A 15,879-nucleotide genomic window follows, 5' to 3' on the forward strand; every position below is an offset into this window, starting at 1 on the left:
GGGTCCGTGAGTCGGACCCGGCCCTCTTTGTGACCAGGGGCCCTACATCACCGTGCCGGTGCTGCCGGGGGAGCCGGAGCCGGTGGTGGTGGGCGCGCTTGTCGAGCTGCTTGTCGTGGCGGGGGCGCTGGACGAAGGGCCGCTGGCCGAGTTGGAGGTACTCGGCGTGCTCGCGGTGGGCGACGGGGACGTGGTCGGCCCGGTTTCCGTGGGTGTTGGGGAGGTCGGAGGGGTGCTCGACGGCTTCGTAGGCGGCGTCGACGGCCTAGTGGGCGGCGCGGACGGCGGCTTCGACGGCGACTTCGAAGGAGTCGACCCGTGCGTACCCGTGGGGTTGCCCGACGGCACGTCACCGGAGCTGCCCGGCGTCGGGCTGCCCGTAGTACCGGGGGCACCGGTCCCGGTGGGAGCCTTCGCCGTCGCCGCGCCCACCGAGCCCGAACCGTCCTTGCCGCCCGAGCCGCTGTCGCCCGCCTTGTCCGCGCCCAAGCCTCCGCCGTCCGTGCCCTGGCTTGCCGAAGGGCCCACGCGGACCTGGTCCGCTGGGGCCTTGTCGTCGTTGTTCGACGTCATGCCGAGCGTCACGACCGTGCCGAGCACCGCGACCAGCGCCGCGCCCGCGCCCGCGGCCACCAGGTTGCGCCGGGTGCCCTTGGTCACGCCTCGCAGGCCGCCGGACGGGCGGGCCGGAGCCTGCCGGGTGAGCAGGGTCCCCATGTCGTCGGAGGGCGTGGGCACCAGGAAGCCGGTCGGCGGCGTAGGTTCCGCGGGCGGCTCCACACCGGGCGGCGTCTCACCGGACCGGTCGGCGACCAGAGCAAGGGCGCGCCGCCCCGCGACCGTGCCGCGCTTGTCGGCGAGGGCACCGCGCAGCCCGATGGACGCCTCCAGTTCCGCCCGGGCCCGGTCGAGCTGTCCGCCGCAGAGCGCGAGGATGCCCAGCTCGTGGTGGAAGTAGGCCTGCTCCCCGACCTCACCGGCCAGCCGGGACGCCTCCGCCCCGGAGCGCAGTGCCCGCTCCCAGGCGCTCCAGTGCAGCCCCGCGGCCAACGCGGGCGCCGCCTGCCGGGCCAGGAGGACCGCTGCGCTGTGCTCGCCCTCGGCGGGCGGGGAGGTGACGGGCACGAGGGCGCTCAGCGCGGCCAGTACGGCGTCGGCCTCCGCGGAGACCCTCTCGGGTGTGACCGAGGGGTGCCCGGCCCACCAGGAGTAGTGCTGGGCGGCCTTGAGCGCGTATTCCTCCGCGCCGGTCGCGTATCCGGCGGCCTCCAGCTGGGTCAGCACTCCGGCCGCGAGCCGGTAGCGGGAGCCGACCGGGGAGACGAGGGCGCAGCCGACGAGTTCGGCGAGCGCCGCGTCCGCGTGGGTGTCGTCGACGAGGGCCGGCAGATGCGTCTGGTGCGGCACCTCCCCGCCGAGCGCGACCGCGAACTTCAGCGTCTCGCGCGCCGAGGCGCTGAGCCGGGAGGCGAGCAGCGGGGCGGGCGCGGCGGCCTCGGCGAGCGACGGCAGCGGGACGTCACCGCCGTCCTCGGCGTCGAAGGGCGCGTCGACGGGGACGTCGACGTCCTGGAAGACGCCGAACTCGTCGACGGCGTCCTCGTCGGCCCGCTGCCGGTCGCGCTGCCTGAGCAGCGCCCCCGCCTGCACGAAGCGCAGCGGCAGCCCCTCGGACTCGAACCACAGGTCGCCCGCCCAGTTCGCCTCCTCCTCGGTGAGGTCGCGACCGACGGCGTGTTCGAGGAGTTCCAGGCCCCCGGCGCGGGCGAGTCCGCCGAGGAACACCTCCTCCACGTGCGAGTCGGCGGAGGGCGCGGGCACGTCGGGGGTGGCGGCGAGCAGGAACGCGCACTCGGGTGTGGCGTCCAGCAGCTCGTCGAGCGCGCTGCCACCGAACTCCAGGTCGTCCAGGACGACGACGGCGCCGATCTCGCGGACGTACCCGAGCAGCTCCTCCCGGTCGGGCCGGTGCCGAGGCGCCTTGTGGACGGCGGCGAAGAGGTCGTACAGCAGATCTCCGGCACTGCGCCGGTAGCCGGTCAGGCGTACGACGCCGTCCGGCGCGAGATCCGAGCAGTCCTCGGCGACCACGTCGAGAAGCGTGGTGCGGCCGGAACCGGAGGGTCCGGTGAGCCGGACCGAGCGGCCGCGGGCGAGCAGCCGCACCAGCCGCTCGCGCTCCTCCTGGCGCTCGAGCAGCGGCAGCCGTGCCGACGAGGGCCCGGCCGGTACGGGCGGCCTGGTGGCGCGCTCGCGGCCGCTGCGCTCGTCGGCGGTGTACCTGGCCGGGCGCGCGGGACGCTCCCCGGGCGGGCAGACCTCGATCTCGCTGCCGTCGACAGGGTTGACGGTGAGCAGGAAGTCGCCCGTCACGAGCCGGACAGTACGGGCGAGTGCCGGTGCCGGCTGCCCGAAGTCGGGTGTCATGGGGTCCCGCGGCGGTCGTCGGCCCGGCGCGTCACCAGCGCCGTCCCGGCCGTACTGCTCGGGTCCCGGGTTGTTCGGGTCCATAGCTCCAAGCCCCCCAAAAGCGTCGTGTGCCTGAGCCCCTCCCGGCCTTGCCGCACACTGCCTGTCGCTTCTGGTCCGGTGCCCGCTCGAGGGCCTGAGGGCGGCGGGCAGCCGAACCCTAAACCTTCGGTCAGTATCTCCGACAGGCCGGGGTACCGGGCCGTCCGAGACGTCACAGTCTCGTGAGGATTGCGCGCGACGCACGTTTCGTCGGCGTTCACCCCTGGGGGCCGGTCTCCGGGTCACCCGTGTCGCCCGGGCGAAACCCGTGCAGTCGGGTCACCGCCCGGTCAGACCCGGGGCAGTGACTCCACCCCGATGCCGCCCTCGATGGCCAGGATCCGGTGCAGCCGGGTGGCCACCAGCAGGCGCTGCATCTGCAGCGGTACACCGCGCAGCACCAGCCGTCGGCCGCACCGCCCGGCCCGCCGGTGGGCACCCATGATCACCCCGAGCCCGGTGGCGTCCCAGGAGTCCAGTTCGGACAGGTCGAGCACCAGGTCGCCGACGCCGTCGTCGACGGCCGAGTGCAGGACCGTACGGGCGTCCGCCGCGCTGTGGACGTCGAGGCGGCCCCCGACGACCAGCTCGGCGTGGTCGCCCCTGATGTGCATATGCGCTCCCCGAGAGTGCGTCGCTGTGTACTCCGCGTTGTGGTTGTGCAACGTCTGACTGCCTGGAGAGCGGCCAGGTTGCCGATCGTTGGCGAACCGATACCGAATTCACCCGGGAGGGTGAGCCCGGAGTGGGCCCCCGGTGTCAGTACGTGTAAAAGCCCTGCCCGCTCTTGCGGCCGATGTCACCCGCGTCAACCATCCGGCGCATCAGCTCGGGCGGAGCGAACTTCTCGTCCTGGGTCTCGGTGTAGATGTTGCTGGTGGCGTGCAGCAGGATGTCGACGCCGGTGAGGTCGGCGGTGGCCAGGGGTCCCATGGCGTGGCCGAAGCCCAGCTTGCAGGCGAGGTCGATGTCCTCGGCGGTGGCCACGCCCGATTCGTACAGCTTGGTGGCCTCGACGACGAGTGCCGAGATGAGACGGGTCGTCACGAAACCGGCGACGTCGCGGTTGACGACGATACAGGTCTTGCCGACGGACTCCGCGAACTCGCGGGCGGTGGCCAGGGTTTGGTCGCTCGTCTTGTAGCCGCGGACGAGTTCGACGAGCTGCATCATCGGAACCGGCGAGAAGAAGTGCACGCCGACGACGCGCTCCGGGTGCTCGGTGGCCGCCGCGATCTTGGTGATCGGGATGGCGGAGGTGTTGGACGCGAGCACGGTGTCCTCGCGTACGAGCTTGTCGAGCGTCCGGAAGATCTCGTGCTTGACCTCGAGCTTCTCGAAGACGGCCTCGATGACGACGTCCGCGTCGGCGGCGGCGTCGAGATCGGTGGTCGCCGTGATGCGGGCGAGCGCCGCGTCGGCGTCGTGCGCCTCCAGCCTGCCCTTGCTCACGAACTTGTCGTACGACGCCTTGATGGCGTCCGTGCCACGGTTCAGCGCCTCGTCCGTGACGTCCCTGAGGACGACGTCCCAGCCGGCCTGGGCCGATACCTGGGCAATACCGGAACCCATCAGTCCGGCCCCGATGACGGCAAGCTTCCGTGCCACTGTGCGACTCCCCTGACGCGCCTTTTATGCCTCTCGGCCGGACACTAGCGCCCGTGAGGGCCGGTGTGACCGGTTAGTAACGCGCGTCACGTCTCAAATGACGGACGTCACACCGGCACGGGTCATTCCGGGGCATGGACGGCGTACTTGAGCACCTTCTCGCTCAACAGCTCCTCCATCTCGTCGAGAAGCAGGCGCACCCCGTGTGACACTTCGTCCGGGTTGCGCCCGGTAGTCATCTCCCGGTTGTCGAGGACCTCCTGACCGATGGCCCACAGGCACGACCGGAGAGCCCGGACGCCGTGAATGACCCTCATGAAGCAGTCGTATCCCTCCATCAGCCCCAATCGCGACGACACCGCCGTGAACTCGTCACGCAGTTCGCGCAGGACGGGAGCGGCGGCCGACTCCCCCTTCGCGGGGAAGTGCCGGTCCTCGCGGCGGTGGCGATCGGCCTCAGGGCCCCGCTGCCCGGCGTCCTGGTCGGCTTCGCGTCCGCCGCGCTGCTCACGGTCTCGCACCGATGCCCCTGGCCCCGGCCGGCTGGACGTGCTCTCCCACTTCATGCCGTTCCGCCGTCTGGTGGACGCGGTGCGGGACGCGTACGCCGGCTCCTGGGCGACGGCGCACATGCTCTACGGCGCCTTGGTCGCAGTCGGCCTCACGGCGCTCGCCGTGACGGTGGGCACACGGGTGTTCCGGACGGCCGGAGCGTAACTACGCTGGTCGCATGGTCAATCTCACGCGCATCTACACGCGGACCGGCGACAAGGGCACCACGCACCTCGGCGACATGAGCCGGGTGCCGAAGACCGACCTGCGGATCGCCGCGTACGCGGACGCCAACGAGGCGAACGCGGTGATCGGCACCGCGATCGCGCTGGGCGATCTCGACGAGGAGGTCGTCAAGGTCCTCACCCGCGTGCAGAACGACCTGTTCGACGTGGGCGCGGACCTGTCGACGCCGGTGGCCGAGAACCCGGAGTTCGCGCCGCTGAGGGTGGAGCAGTTCTACGTCGACCGGCTGGAGGCGGACTGCGACCGTTTCCTGGCCGACCTGGAGAAGCTGCGCTCGTTCATCCTGCCCGGCGGGACCCCCGGCGCGGCCCTGCTGCACCAGGCGTGCACGGTCGTACGGCGCGCCGAGCGCTCCACGTGGGCGGCGCTGGAGGTCCACGGCGAGGTGATGAACCCCCTGACGGCCACGTATCTCAACCGGCTCTCGGACCTGCTGTTCATTCTCGCCCGGTACGCGAACAAGGAGACCGGGGACGTGCTGTGGGTGCCGGGCGGGGAGCGCTGAGCCACGGGGCGCGTTGCCAGCGCTGAGCCACGGGGCGCGCTCCCCGGCCCGGTCAGCGGCCGGTGCCGTCCTGGGCCGCGTCCCGGTCGGCCGCCGAGGCGGCGGACTCGGCGGCGTCCACCTTCTTCTGCATGTCCGCGAACCCGGACAGGGCGGCGGACGGTGTCGCTGACGGGCCACCGGCCGACGCCGGCGTGGCCGCCGTGCCGTGGTCCCGTGCGCAGCCCGCGGTGAGACCCGCGAGCAGGACCACCGCGGGGACGGCCGCCCGAAGCGCGCGACGCATCAGCTCGCCGCCTTGCCGTTGTCGTTGTCCGCGCACCACGTCTTGACCGCGGCCAGGTCCTTCTGCCGCTGCTGCAGCGTGGTCACCAGAGACTTGCGGAAGGTGAGCCGGTCCTGGAGATAGGTCGCGATCTCCTCGTGGCCCGCTTTCTTCGCGTTGTCCACGCGCTGCTGCAGCCGGGCGATGGAGCCCTTGACCCCCGCTCCGCCCTCCAGCCGCTTCAGCGCCCGGTCGATGCGCCGGTCGATCTTCGGCACCCGCTTGCACAGCGCCTTCGCCCCGTCACCCTTGGGCGCCGCCTTGGCCGTGGCGGTGGGCGCGGGCGTGGGTGACGTCTCCGCCACGGCCGCCCCCGTACCGCTCACCAGCAGCACGGCCGTGGCCAGACCCGCGAGCAGGGTGCGCCGGCGTCGTCGTACGTCCATGTCCTCCTCCGTTCCCGGACGGCACCGTCGTCCGTCCGACGCCGCGGAGGCTAGAAGCCGTCTTTGTGGGAACTCTGTGACCGGTTTGTCCCTGCTGTACCGATCAGCCAGTCCCGCCGTTCGGGCAGCGCCCCGCCCGCCCTGGGCAGCCGTACCTCGAAGCGAGCCCCCGCGCCGTCCGGGCCGTCCGTCACCGTGACGCTCCCCCGGTGCAGCGCCGCCTGCTGCGCGACCAGAGTCAGGCCGAGCCCGGAGCCGGCACTGTCCGGCCCCCGCCGGAACCGCTCGAAGATCCGGGCGCGGGACTCGGGCGGGACTCCGGGCCCCTGGTCGTCCACCGTGATCACCACCTCCCGACCGTCTTCGCGCACGCCGACCGTCACGATCGCCCTGCCCTGTCCGTTCCGTCCGTGGGCCAGCGCGTTGGCGAGCAGGTTGTCGAGCAGCAGCCGCAGTCCGGGTTCCCAGCCGTGCACGGTGAGCCCCGGCTGCGTGCTCGACGTGATGCGGGCGTCCGGGGCGCGGCGTTGCGCCTCGGCGACCGCCGCGTCCGCGGCCTCCGTCACGTCGACCGTGCGGAACGCCTCCGCCTCCACCAGGTCCCCCCGCCCCAGCTCGCGCAGCATCACCAGCAGCCCGAGGAGCCTTGCGTGCTCACGGCGCAGGTCGGTGAGGACCTCGGTGCGGTCCGGCTCGGGCAGGTCGGGGTGGTCGGCGAGGATGTCGAGGTTGGTGCCCATGCTCATCAGCGGGGTGCGCAGTTCGTGCGAGGCGGCGGCGGAGAAGGAGCGGGCGGTGTCCAGCGCCTCGGCGGTTCGGGCGGCCTGTTCGTCGTAGCGGGCGAGGACCGTGCGCAGGGTGGCCGCGAGTTCGTCGACCTCCTTCACGCCGGTCGGCTCGTGGCGCAGCCGGGCGGTGCTGGTGCGCGGGTCGAGGCCCGCGGTGCGGCGGCCGAGGCGGCGCAGCGGGCCGGTGGCGCCGGTGGCGAGGCCCCAGGCGAGCAGGCCGGACAGGGGCGCGGCGAGCAGGGCGGTCATGGCGACGCGGTGCCGGACGAGGCGGAGTTGGGTGCGGTCGGCGGTGTCGGGCTGGAAGACCCACAGGGTGCCGGAGACCTGGGGGCCCACGATCGGCTTGGACAGGGCGCGCCAACTGCGCCCGGCGTCCCGGACGGTGACCGGCTCGGTGGCCTCGGCCGGCAGGGCGACGGAGGTGCCGGGCTGGGGCCCGCCGCTGAAGGTGGCGTCCGGTCCGACGACGCGTACTCCGACGTCGAGGGCGGCGGTGTAGAGCCGGCGTTCCCGGGTGTCGGCGGCCTTGGGCCGGCCGGTGGCGGCCGCGCGCAGCAGGGAACGCGCGTCCGGGGCGACGGCGGCGGCCCGGGTGCGCAGATGGCGGTCCTCCTCCTGGTGCAGGTCGCGTGCGACCAGGCGCAGCAGCAGCCAGCCGGAGGCCAGCACGAGGAGCGGGACGGTGAGTCCCACGGCGAGTCCGATGCGGGTGGACAGTCTCACGGCTGTTCCCTCAGCACGAAGCCCACCCCGCGCACGGTGTGGATCAGCCGTGGCCGCCCCTCCGCCTCCAGCTTGCGCCGCAGATAGCTGACGAAGGTGTCGACGGCGTCGGTGCGGACGTCGAAGTCGTAGCCCCATACGCGTTCCAGGAGCTGGTCGCGGGTGAGGACGAGGCCGGCGTTGCGGGCGAGCACCTCGAGGAGTTCGAACTCGCGCCGGGTCAGCTCCAGGGGCCGGCCGTCGCGGTGGGCGGTGCGGGCCGCCGGGTCGATCACCAGGCCGGCCACGCACAGCACGTCCCGGTCGGCGGGCGGGCGGCGGCGCAGCAGTGCGCGCAGCCTGAGGACGAGTTCCTGCAGGGCGAAGGGTTTGACGAGGTAGTCGTCGCCGCCCGCCTGGAGGCCGGCTATGCGGTCCGCGGTCTCGTCGAGTGCGGAGAGCATGAGGACGGGCAGGTCCTGGCCGTCGTCGCGGAGCCGGGTGCACACCTCGATGCCGCTCATACCGGGCATCGACACATCGAGGACGAGCACGTCGGGCGGTGCGTCCCGGATGACGGCGAGCGCCTCGGCCCCGCCCTCGGCGGTCCGCACCCGGAAACCGCTCAGCCTGAGGCCGCGCTCGAGCGAGCGCCGGATGGCCGCGTCGTCGTCCACGACCAGTACCGCCCCGACCGCGTCGCTCATACGCCCTCCCTGGACCGCCTGTCGCCGGGTCAGCGTACGGCGCGGCGTCGGACCGATGGCAGCGGTGTCCGGGCGCTGCCGGCTTCAGAGTCGACGTGACGAGGTCGCCGTACACCGAAAGATGCAGTCCGGGACCCTTCCGGGGAACCACGCGGGCGGCCGCCGGCCCCTGTTGGATGGACCCATGCCCGTACGACTCCCCCGCCCGCACCGTGACGACATGCGCATCGCGGTCGGCGGGCTGCTCGGTGGCCTGCTGCTGTGGGGCATCGGGCTCAGCCCCCGGGGGCCGCAGGAAGCAGTCGTGCTCTGGCCGGCCCGCTGGGCGCCGCTCGTGCCTCTCGTCGTCACCGCCGGCTGCGAGCTGCTGCGCCGTACCCGGCCCAAGGCTGCCCTGCTGATCGGCACCGCCGCACTGGTCGCCGACACGGTGACCCGGGGCAACCTGGTCACCGTCGTGATGTTCACGGACCTGATGTACGCGGCCGTCCTCTACGGCACCCCTGCATCCGCCCGCCGCCTGCCGTGGGTCACGGGGCTCCTCACCGTCACCAGTGCTCTCGTCCCCCTCGCCGTCTGGCGCGTCCCCCAGACCCTGCTGATCGGCGTCGGTGTCGGCGTGGTCGCCCTCGCGCCCGCCGCCACCGGGTGGGTCGTCCGCGACCACCGCGACGCCGCCGAGGCGGCCCGTCTGCGTGCCGAACAGACGGCCCTGCTCGCCGAGATGGACCGTGCCCAGGCCGTCACCGCCGAACGTGCGCGGGTGGCACGGGAGTTGCACGACGTGGTGGCCAACCACCTGTCCGCGATCGCCATTCACTCCACGGCCGCGCTCTCCCTCGACGACCCGGCGACCTCCCGCGAGGCCCTCGCCGTCATCCGTGAGAACAGCGTGGCAGGGCTGGAGGAGATGCGGCGGCTGATCGGCATCCTGCGCGACGGCGACGCCGACAGCGCACCCGCCGCCACCCCCACCCTCGACGGGCTCTCCGCCCTGGTGGGCACCGCCCGGGCGAACGGACTGGACGTCACGCTCGACGCCGGCCGCGAGAAGGTGCCCGCGCCGGTGGAACTGGCCGCCTACCGGATCGTCCAGGAGTCACTGACCAACGCCCTCAAGCACGCGCGCCCGGGCCGGGTCACCGTGTGTCTGACCCGGCGCGACGGCATGCTCGACATACGCGTGACCAGCCCCTACGGCCATGGGGACGGTCCGCGCGCCCCCGGCTCCGGTGCCGGGCTCACCGGGATGCGGGAGCGCGTCGCGCTGCTGGGCGGCACGTTCGCGGCCGGACCCGACGGTCCCTGGTGGACCGTACGCGCCGTCCTGCCCGTCACCGAAGGAGATCCCGCATGATCCGCGTCCTGGTCGCCGAGGACCAGTCCGCCGTACGCGCCGGACTGGTGCTCATCCTGCGCAGCGCGCCCGGCATCGAGGTGGCCGGGGAGGCCGCGGACGGCGAGCAGGCGGTGGCGCTCGCCCGGGAACTACGGCCGGATGTGGTCCTGATGGACGTCCAGATGCCGAAGCTCGACGGGGTGTCGGCGACCCGGCAGGTCGTCCAGGAGCAACTCGCCGACGTCCTCGTCCTGACCACCTTCGACCTGGACGAGTACGTCTTCGGCGCTCTGCGGGCGGGCGCGTCCGGGTTCCTGCTGAAGAACACGGAGGCGAGGGACCTCATCGAAGCCGTACGGACGGTGGCGCGCGGCGAGGGGCTGATCGCCCCGGCGGTGACACGGCGGCTGATCGCGGAGTTCGCCGCGGGGTCGGCGCGGGAGCCCAAGGCCGATCCGGCCGTCCTGGACGCCCTCACCCGGCGCGAGCGCGACGTCCTGTCGTGCCTCGGTGAGGGACTGTCCAACGCCGAGATCGCGGGGCGCCTGAACATGGCCGAGGCCACCGTGAAGACCCACGTCAGTCGTGTCCTCGGCAAGCTGGAGCTGCGCAGCCGGGTCCAAGCGGCCGTCCTGGCACAGGAATTGGGGATCTAGCACACCAACCCGCGCAGTGGTCCAGACCTATTGACCTCTGGTCCAGACCTTTCTATTCTCGCGGCACCGTGGGCGTGAAGGCTCAGTCATGCCCCCCAACTCCCCATCCCCAAGACAGGGAGGCGCAGCATGCGCTTCAGACACAGAGCCGCGGCAGGGTTCGCGACCCTGTTGCTCCCGCTGGCCGGGCTCGTCGGACTCGCCGCAGGCCCCGCCCAGGCCGCCTCGACCGCCACCGCCACCTATGCCAAGACGCAGGACTGGGGCACCGGCTTCGAAGGCAAGTGGACGGTGCAGAACACCGGTTCCACGACCATCACCTCCTGGACCGTCGAGTGGGACTTCCCCTCCGGCACGTCCGTCACCTCGGCGTGGGACGCGGACGTCACCAGCTCCGGCACCCACTGGACGGCCAGGAACAAGTCGTACAACGGCACGCTGGCCCCCGGTGCCTCCGTCTCCTTCGGCTTCAACGGCAGCGGCTCCGGCTCACCGTCCAACTGCAAACTCAACGGCGGCAGCTGCGACGGCGGCACGACCGTCCCCGGCGACAACCCGCCCTCCGCACCCGGCACCCCCACCGCCTCGAGCATCACCGACACCTCGGTGAAGCTCAGCTGGAGCGCGGCCACCGACGACAAGGGCGTCAAGAACTACGACGTCCTGCGCGACGGCAGGACCGTCGCCACCGTGACGGCCACCTCGTACACGGACACCGGCCTGACCGCCGGCTCCGACTACTCCTACACCCTCCAGGCCCGTGACACCGCCGACCAGACCGGCCCGGTCAGCGGCGCCGTCGCCGTGCACACCACCGGCGGCACCACCACTCCCCCGACCACCGGCGACAAGGTCAAGCTCGGCTACTTCACCGAGTGGGGCATCTACGGCCGGAACTACAACGTCAAGAACCTGGTGACGTCCGGGTCCGCGTCCAGGATCACGCACATCAACTACGCCTTCGGCAACGTCACCGGCGGCAAGTGCGCGATCGGCGACTCCTACGCCGACTACGACAAGGCGTTCACCGCCGACCAGTCCGTCAGCGGCGTCGCCGACACCTGGGACCAGCCACTGCGCGGCAACTTCAACCAGCTGCGGGAGCTCAAGGCCAAGTACCCGAACCTGAAGGTGCTGTGGTCCTTCGGCGGCTGGACCTGGTCCGGCGGCTTCGCGGACGCGGCCAAGGACCCGGCGGGCTTCGCCCAGTCCTGCTACGACCTGGTGCACGACCCGCGTTGGGCCGACGTGTTCGACGGCATCGACATCGACTGGGAGTACCCGAACGCCTGCGGCCTGTCCTGCGACACCAGCGGCGCTGCGGCCTTCAAGAACGTGATGGCCGCGCTGCGCGCCAAGTTCGGCTCCTCCGCCCTGGTCACCGCGGCCGTCACCGCCGACGGCTCCTCCGGCGGCAAGATCGAGGCCGCCGACTACGCGGGCGCCGCGAGTTACGTCAACTGGTACAACGTGATGACGTACGACTTCTTCGGCGCCTGGGACGCGCAGGGCCCCACGGCCCCGCACTCCCCGCTCACCTCCTACAGCGGCATCCCGAAGGCCGGTTTCACCACGGCCGACGCGATCGCCAAGTACAAGGCGATCGGGGTGCCCGCGAAGAAGCTGCTCATCGGCATCGGCTTCTACGGCCGCGGCTGGACCGGCGTCACCCAGGACGCACCGGGCGGCACGGCCACGGGCCCGGCGTCCGGCACGTACGAGCAGGGCATCGAGGACTACAAGGTGCTCAAGACGTCCTGCCCGGCCACCGGCACCGTCGCGGGGACGGCATACGCGCACTGCGGCAGCAACTGGTGGTCGTACGACACTCCGGCCACCATCGGGACGAAGATGGCATGGGCCAAGAACCAGGGTCTCGGCGGCGCCTTCTTCTGGGAGTTCAGCGGCGACACCGGCAACGGTGAGCTGGTGAGCGCCCTCAGCAACGGGCTGTCGTAAGCCTGATCGAAGGGTGTCGGACGGCATTCACCCTCCCCCGGACTTCGTTCGAGGGAGGGTGAATGGCGTTACGCCACATTCACTCGTTGTCCGGGAGGCGCGGCTTCCAGCCACGCCAGGAAACCGGTCAGCGCGTCCTCGCTCATCGCAAGTTCCAGACGGGTGCCCCGGTGGCGACAGGCGAGGACCACCGCGTCGGAGAGCAGCGCCAGTTCCTCCTCGCCCTCGGGGTCGCGCCGGCCGGCCACCTCGATCGCCGAGCGCTCCAGGACACGGCGCGGGCGCGGGGCGTAGGAGAAGACGCGGAACCATTCGATGCGGTCGCCGTTGTAACGGGCGACGCCGTATCCCCAGCCCTTGCCGCTGGTGTCGGGCTCCTCCGGGACGTTCCACCTCAGGCTGCAGTCGAAGGTGCCGCCGGAGCGCTGGATGAGGCGGCGCCTGAGACCGAAGACGAACAGCCCCACCAGTACGAGTGCCACGACCACTCCGCACACGCCCAGAGCGAGGACCATCGACACCGACCTCCTCGTCTCCTAGGTAACGGAACGGAAAAAACACCCGGATTTGCCTCAGCCGCGGCCGGCACCGGATCACTCCGGGCCGACCGCGGCTGAGTCACGTCACAGCAAGCGCTCCCCCAGAGCCTAGACGGCCTGGGAGGTACCCCCAGTCAGCGCGCCGCCTGCGCCGCCCGCAGGCGGACATCCGCGCGCCGCTCGGCGACGGCGTCGTCCTCCGCCTTCGCGCGCTCGAGCTCCCGCTCGACACGCTGGACGTCGATCTCGTCCGACAGCTCGGCGACCTCGGCCAGCAGGGACAGCTTGTTGTCCGCGAACGAGATGAAACCGCCGTGCACCGCGGCGACGACCGTTCCACCTTCACTCGTACGGATGGTCACCGGGCCCGACTCCAGCACACCGAGCAGCGGCTGGTGACCGGGCATGACGCCGATGTCGCCGGACGTGGTGCGCGCGACGACCAGGGTGGCCTCGCCGGACCAGACCTGGCGGTCGGCAGCGACCAGCTCGACATGCAGCTCAGCAGCCAAGGGTGGCTCCTCGGGTCACCACCCGGCGGTCGCCGGGTGTTGGTCTGAATTCTAGTAGGCGTACGGAGAGGGGCGGACCGCACCCCGCGGTGCAAGCCGCGAGACGCTTCTCCACCCCTCTCACCAAGAGGCGGTACCCGTGGCGGGCCCGGTTCGAGCCCGCCGCAGGCGACCGTCAGGAGACGCCCAGCTCCTTCGCGTTCTTCTTCAGGTCCTCGAGACCACCGCACATGAAGAACGCCTGCTCCGGGAAGTGGTCGTACTCGCCGTCGATGATCGCGTTGAACGCCGTGATCGACTCGTCCAGCGGCACGTCCGACCCGTCGACGCCGGTGAACTGCTTGGCGACGTGGGTGTTCTGGGACAGGAAGCGCTCCACACGGCGGGCCCGGTGGACGACGAGCTTGTCCTCCTCGCCGAGCTCGTCGATACCGAGGATCGCGATGATGTCCTGGAGGTCCTTGTACTTCTGCAGGACCGTCTTGACGCGCATGGCCGCGTTGTAGTGGTCCTGCGAGATGTAGCGCGGGTCCAGGATGCGGGACGTGGAGTCCAGCGGGTCCACGGCCGGGTAGATGCCCTTCTCGGAGATCGGACGGGACAGAACCGTCGTCGCGTCGAGGTGGGCGAACGTGGTGGCCGGGGCCGGGTCGGTCAGGTCGTCGGCGGGGACGTAGATCGCCTGCATCGAGGTGATCGAGTGACCGCGGGTCGAGGTGATGCGCTCCTGCAGGATGCCCATCTCGTCGGCCAGGTTCGGCTGGTAACCCACCGCGGACGGCATACGGCCGAGCAGCGTGGAGACCTCGGAACCGGCCTGGGTGAAGCGGAAGATGTTGTCGATGAAGAACAGCACGTCCTGCTTCTGGACGTCGCGGAAGTACTCCGCCATCGTCAGACCCGCGAGGGCCACACGCAGACGGGTGCCCGGCGGCTCGTCCATCTGACCGAAGACCAGCGCGGTCTTGTCGATGACGCCGGACTCGGACATCTCCTGGATGAGGTCGTTGCCCTCACGGGTGCGCTCACCGACACCGGCGAACACGGAGACACCGTCGTGGTTGTTGGCGACGCGGTAGATCATCTCCTGGATGAGCACCGTCTTGCCGACGCCGGCGCCGCCGAACAGACCGATCTTGCCGCCCTTGACGTACGGGGTCAGCAGGTCGATGACCTTGATGCCGGTCTCGAACATCTCGGTCTTCGACTCGAGCTGGTCGAAGTTCGGGGCCTTGCGGTGGATGGTCCAGCGCTCGCCGTCGTACTTCTCGTCGACGTTCAGGACCTCACCGATGGTGTTGAACACCTTGCCCTTGGTGAAGTCGCCGACCGGGACGGAGATGGAGGCACCGGTGTCGGTCACCGGGGACTGGCGGACCAGACCGTCGGTGGGCTGCATCGAGATCGCGCGGACCAGGCCGTCACCCAGGTGCTGGGCGACCTCCAGGGTCAGCGTCTTCTTCTCGCCGGGGTTCGCCGGGTCGGAGACCTCGACGTGGAGGGCGTTGTACATGTCCGGGATCGCGTCGACGGGGAACTCCACGTCGACGACCGGGCCGATGACCCGCGCGACGCGGCCCGTCGCCGTGGCCGTCTCAACTGTGGTGGTCATTAGTAGTCACTCCCCGCGGTCGCGTCGGCCAGGGCGCTCGCGCCACCGACGATCTCGCTGATTTCCTGGGTGATGTCGGCCTGGCGGGCCGCGTTGGCAAGCCTGGTGAGGCTCTCGATGAGGTCACCGGCGTTGTCGGTGGCCGACTTCATCGCGCGCCGCGTGGCGGCGTGCTTGGAGGCGGCCGACTGGAGCAGCGCGTTGTAGATACGGCTCTCCACGTAGCGCGGCAGCAGGGCGTCGAGGACGTCCTCCGCCGAGGGCTCGAAGTCGTACAGCGGCAGGATCTCGTCGCCCTTCGGCTTCGCCTCCTGCGCCACCTCGTCGAGGCTGAGCGGCAGCAGACGGGCGTCGAGTGCCGTCTGCGTCATCATCGACACGAACTCCGTGTAGACGATGTGCAGCTCGTCCACGCCGCCGTCCGCCGTGTCCTTCTCGATGGCCTCGATCAGGGGGGCCGCGACCTTCTTGGCGTCCGCGTACGAGGGGTCGTCGGTGAAGCCCGTGAACGACTCCGCGATCTTGCGCTCACGGAAGTTGTAGTGGGCCACGCCGCGCCGGCCGACGATGTACGTGTCGACCTGCTTGCCCTCCCGCTCGAGCCGCTCGGTCAGCTGCTCCGCCGTCTTGATGGCGTTGGAGTTGAAGGCGCCGGCCAGGCCGCGGTCGCTCGTGAGGAGCAGGACCGCGGCACGGGTCGGGGTCTGCGACTCCGTCGTCAGCGGGTGCTTGGTGTTCGACCCCGTGGCGACCGCCGATACCGCGCGCGTCAGCTCGGTCGCGTACGGCGTGGAGGCCGCCACCTTGCGCTGCGCCTTGACGACGCGCGAGGCGGCGATCATCTCCATCGCCTTCGTGATCTTCTTGGTCGCGCTGACGGATCGGATGCGACGCTTGTAGACCCGGAGCTGGGCTCCCATGAGTCAGGT

At 71.3% G+C, this 15,879-nt stretch carries 15 protein-coding genes and 2 pseudogenes; 5 read left to right on the forward strand and 12 right to left on the reverse strand.

Features of this window, described 5'->3' with window-relative positions; translation table 11 throughout:
- Positions 1-42: 42 nt before the first annotated feature.
- From ACFYZE_RS09880 to ACFYZE_RS09895, 4 genes and pseudogenes are all read right to left on the reverse strand, one after another.
- Positions 43-2,511, reverse strand: a complete 2,469-nt coding sequence (locus ACFYZE_RS09880) for an ATP-binding protein (protein WP_388990692.1) — start codon at positions 2,509-2,511, stop codon at positions 43-45.
- A 290-nt stretch (positions 2,512-2,801) separates the two neighbouring features.
- Complete coding sequence (locus tag ACFYZE_RS09885) at positions 2,802-3,125, reverse strand: STAS domain-containing protein (protein WP_388990694.1); 324 nt, start codon at positions 3,123-3,125, stop codon at positions 2,802-2,804.
- Positions 3,126-3,270: 145 nt separating this feature from the next.
- Positions 3,271-4,119 (reverse strand): 3-hydroxyacyl-CoA dehydrogenase family protein, encoded by an 849-nt coding sequence (locus ACFYZE_RS09890; RefSeq protein ID WP_388990696.1) that lies wholly within the window; start codon positions 4,117-4,119, stop codon positions 3,271-3,273.
- A 122-nt stretch (positions 4,120-4,241) separates the two neighbouring features.
- Positions 4,242-4,532: pseudogene (locus tag ACFYZE_RS09895) on the reverse strand (TetR/AcrR family transcriptional regulator); the annotation flags it as partial.
- Positions 4,533-4,550: 18 nt separating this feature from the next.
- On the opposite strand from ACFYZE_RS09895, the pseudogene ACFYZE_RS09900 reads away from it, so the two are divergent.
- Positions 4,551-4,836, forward strand: a pseudogene (locus ACFYZE_RS09900) (ABC transporter permease); the annotation flags it as partial.
- A 13-nt stretch (positions 4,837-4,849) separates the two neighbouring features.
- Complete coding sequence (locus ACFYZE_RS09905; protein WP_388990698.1) at positions 4,850-5,422, forward strand: cob(I)yrinic acid a,c-diamide adenosyltransferase; 573 nt, start codon at positions 4,850-4,852, stop codon at positions 5,420-5,422.
- Positions 5,423-5,474: 52 nt separating this feature from the next.
- Here the strand turns inward: ACFYZE_RS09905 and ACFYZE_RS09910 are convergent, their stop codons facing one another.
- From ACFYZE_RS09910 to ACFYZE_RS09925, 4 genes are read right to left on the reverse strand one after another with little or no spacing between them, the layout of a single operon-like run.
- Positions 5,475-5,708 (reverse strand): hypothetical protein, encoded by a 234-nt coding sequence (locus tag ACFYZE_RS09910; RefSeq protein WP_388990700.1) that lies wholly within the window; start codon positions 5,706-5,708, stop codon positions 5,475-5,477.
- A complete protein-coding gene (locus ACFYZE_RS09915; RefSeq protein ID WP_388990702.1) occupies positions 5,708-6,133 on the reverse strand; it encodes a hypothetical protein in 426 nt (141 codons plus the stop codon). Before ACFYZE_RS09915 ends, ACFYZE_RS09910 begins: the two co-directional genes overlap by 1 nt.
- Before the next feature lie 50 nt (positions 6,134-6,183).
- On the reverse strand, positions 6,184-7,647 hold the full coding sequence (locus ACFYZE_RS09920; RefSeq protein ID WP_388990704.1) for a sensor histidine kinase: 1,464 nt from the start codon (positions 7,645-7,647) through the stop codon (positions 6,184-6,186).
- Positions 7,644-8,333, reverse strand: coding sequence for a response regulator transcription factor (locus ACFYZE_RS09925; protein ID WP_388990706.1), 690 nt, complete (start codon positions 8,331-8,333; stop codon positions 7,644-7,646). Before ACFYZE_RS09925 ends, ACFYZE_RS09920 begins: the two co-directional genes overlap by 4 nt.
- 184 nt (positions 8,334-8,517) lie before the next feature.
- Here ACFYZE_RS09925 and ACFYZE_RS09930 point away from each other — a divergent pair, with 184 nt between their 5' ends.
- From ACFYZE_RS09930 to ACFYZE_RS09940, 3 genes are all read left to right on the forward strand, one after another.
- On the forward strand, positions 8,518-9,690 hold the full coding sequence (locus ACFYZE_RS09930) for a sensor histidine kinase (protein WP_388990708.1): 1,173 nt from the start codon (positions 8,518-8,520) through the stop codon (positions 9,688-9,690).
- A complete protein-coding gene (locus tag ACFYZE_RS09935) occupies positions 9,687-10,328 on the forward strand; it encodes a response regulator (protein WP_388990709.1) in 642 nt (213 codons plus the stop codon). The genes ACFYZE_RS09930 and ACFYZE_RS09935 overlap by 4 nt, the downstream gene beginning before the upstream one ends.
- Positions 10,329-10,457: 129 nt before the next feature.
- Entirely contained in the window at positions 10,458-12,287 is a 1,830-nt protein-coding gene (locus ACFYZE_RS09940) for a glycosyl hydrolase family 18 protein (RefSeq protein ID WP_388990711.1), read from the forward strand.
- A gap of 68 nt (positions 12,288-12,355) precedes the next feature.
- Here ACFYZE_RS09940 and ACFYZE_RS09945 read toward each other — a convergent pair whose 3' ends face one another.
- The 4 genes from ACFYZE_RS09945 to ACFYZE_RS09960 all read right to left on the reverse strand — a co-directional run bounded on the left by ACFYZE_RS09945 (position 12,356) and on the right by ACFYZE_RS09960 (position 15,870).
- Positions 12,356-12,802: a DUF2550 domain-containing protein gene (locus ACFYZE_RS09945; RefSeq protein WP_388990712.1), complete on the reverse strand. Its 447-nt coding sequence runs from the start codon at positions 12,800-12,802 to the stop codon at positions 12,356-12,358.
- Positions 12,803-12,960: 158 nt separating this feature from the next.
- A complete protein-coding gene (locus tag ACFYZE_RS09950; protein ID WP_388990714.1) occupies positions 12,961-13,338 on the reverse strand; it encodes a F0F1 ATP synthase subunit epsilon in 378 nt (125 codons plus the stop codon).
- 175 nt (positions 13,339-13,513) lie between these two features.
- Positions 13,514-14,950, reverse strand: coding sequence for a F0F1 ATP synthase subunit beta (atpD, locus tag ACFYZE_RS09955; RefSeq protein ID WP_388990716.1), 1,437 nt, complete (start codon positions 14,948-14,950; stop codon positions 13,514-13,516).
- Positions 14,950-15,870 (reverse strand): F0F1 ATP synthase subunit gamma, encoded by a 921-nt coding sequence (locus ACFYZE_RS09960; protein ID WP_388990718.1) that lies wholly within the window; start codon positions 15,868-15,870, stop codon positions 14,950-14,952. Before ACFYZE_RS09960 ends, atpD begins: the two co-directional genes overlap by 1 nt.
- Positions 15,871-15,879: the final 9 nt, after the last annotated feature.

Origin of the sequence: Streptomyces sp. NPDC001796 (genome assembly GCF_042892355.1) — a bacterium.
In the GTDB taxonomy this organism is placed as follows: Bacteria; Actinomycetota; Actinomycetes; order Streptomycetales; family Streptomycetaceae; genus Streptomyces.

Coding starts and splice junctions, on each gene's coding strand:
- ACFYZE_RS09880 (WP_388990692.1), bottom strand. CDS start 2,511: ATGGACCCGAACAACCCGGGACCCGAGCAGTACGGCCGGGACGGCGCT.
- ACFYZE_RS09885 (WP_388990694.1), bottom strand. CDS start 3,125: ATGCACATCAGGGGCGACCACGCCGAGCTGGTCGTCGGGGGCCGCCTC.
- ACFYZE_RS09905 (WP_388990698.1), top strand. CDS start 4,850: ATGGTCAATCTCACGCGCATCTACACGCGGACCGGCGACAAGGGCACC.
- ACFYZE_RS09910 (WP_388990700.1), bottom strand. CDS start 5,708: ATGCGTCGCGCGCTTCGGGCGGCCGTCCCCGCGGTGGTCCTGCTCGCG.
- ACFYZE_RS09915 (WP_388990702.1), bottom strand. CDS start 6,133: ATGGACGTACGACGACGCCGGCGCACCCTGCTCGCGGGTCTGGCCACG.
- ACFYZE_RS09925 (WP_388990706.1), bottom strand. CDS start 8,333: ATGAGCGACGCGGTCGGGGCGGTACTGGTCGTGGACGACGACGCGGCC.
- ACFYZE_RS09930 (WP_388990708.1), top strand. CDS start 8,518: ATGCCCGTACGACTCCCCCGCCCGCACCGTGACGACATGCGCATCGCG.
- ACFYZE_RS09935 (WP_388990709.1), top strand. CDS start 9,687: ATGATCCGCGTCCTGGTCGCCGAGGACCAGTCCGCCGTACGCGCCGGA.
- ACFYZE_RS09940 (WP_388990711.1), top strand. CDS start 10,458: ATGCGCTTCAGACACAGAGCCGCGGCAGGGTTCGCGACCCTGTTGCTC.
- ACFYZE_RS09945 (WP_388990712.1), bottom strand. CDS start 12,802: ATGGTCCTCGCTCTGGGCGTGTGCGGAGTGGTCGTGGCACTCGTACTG.
- atpD (WP_388990716.1), bottom strand. CDS start 14,950: ATGACCACCACAGTTGAGACGGCCACGGCGACGGGCCGCGTCGCGCGG.
- ACFYZE_RS09960 (WP_388990718.1), bottom strand. CDS start 15,870: ATGGGAGCCCAGCTCCGGGTCTACAAGCGTCGCATCCGATCCGTCAGC.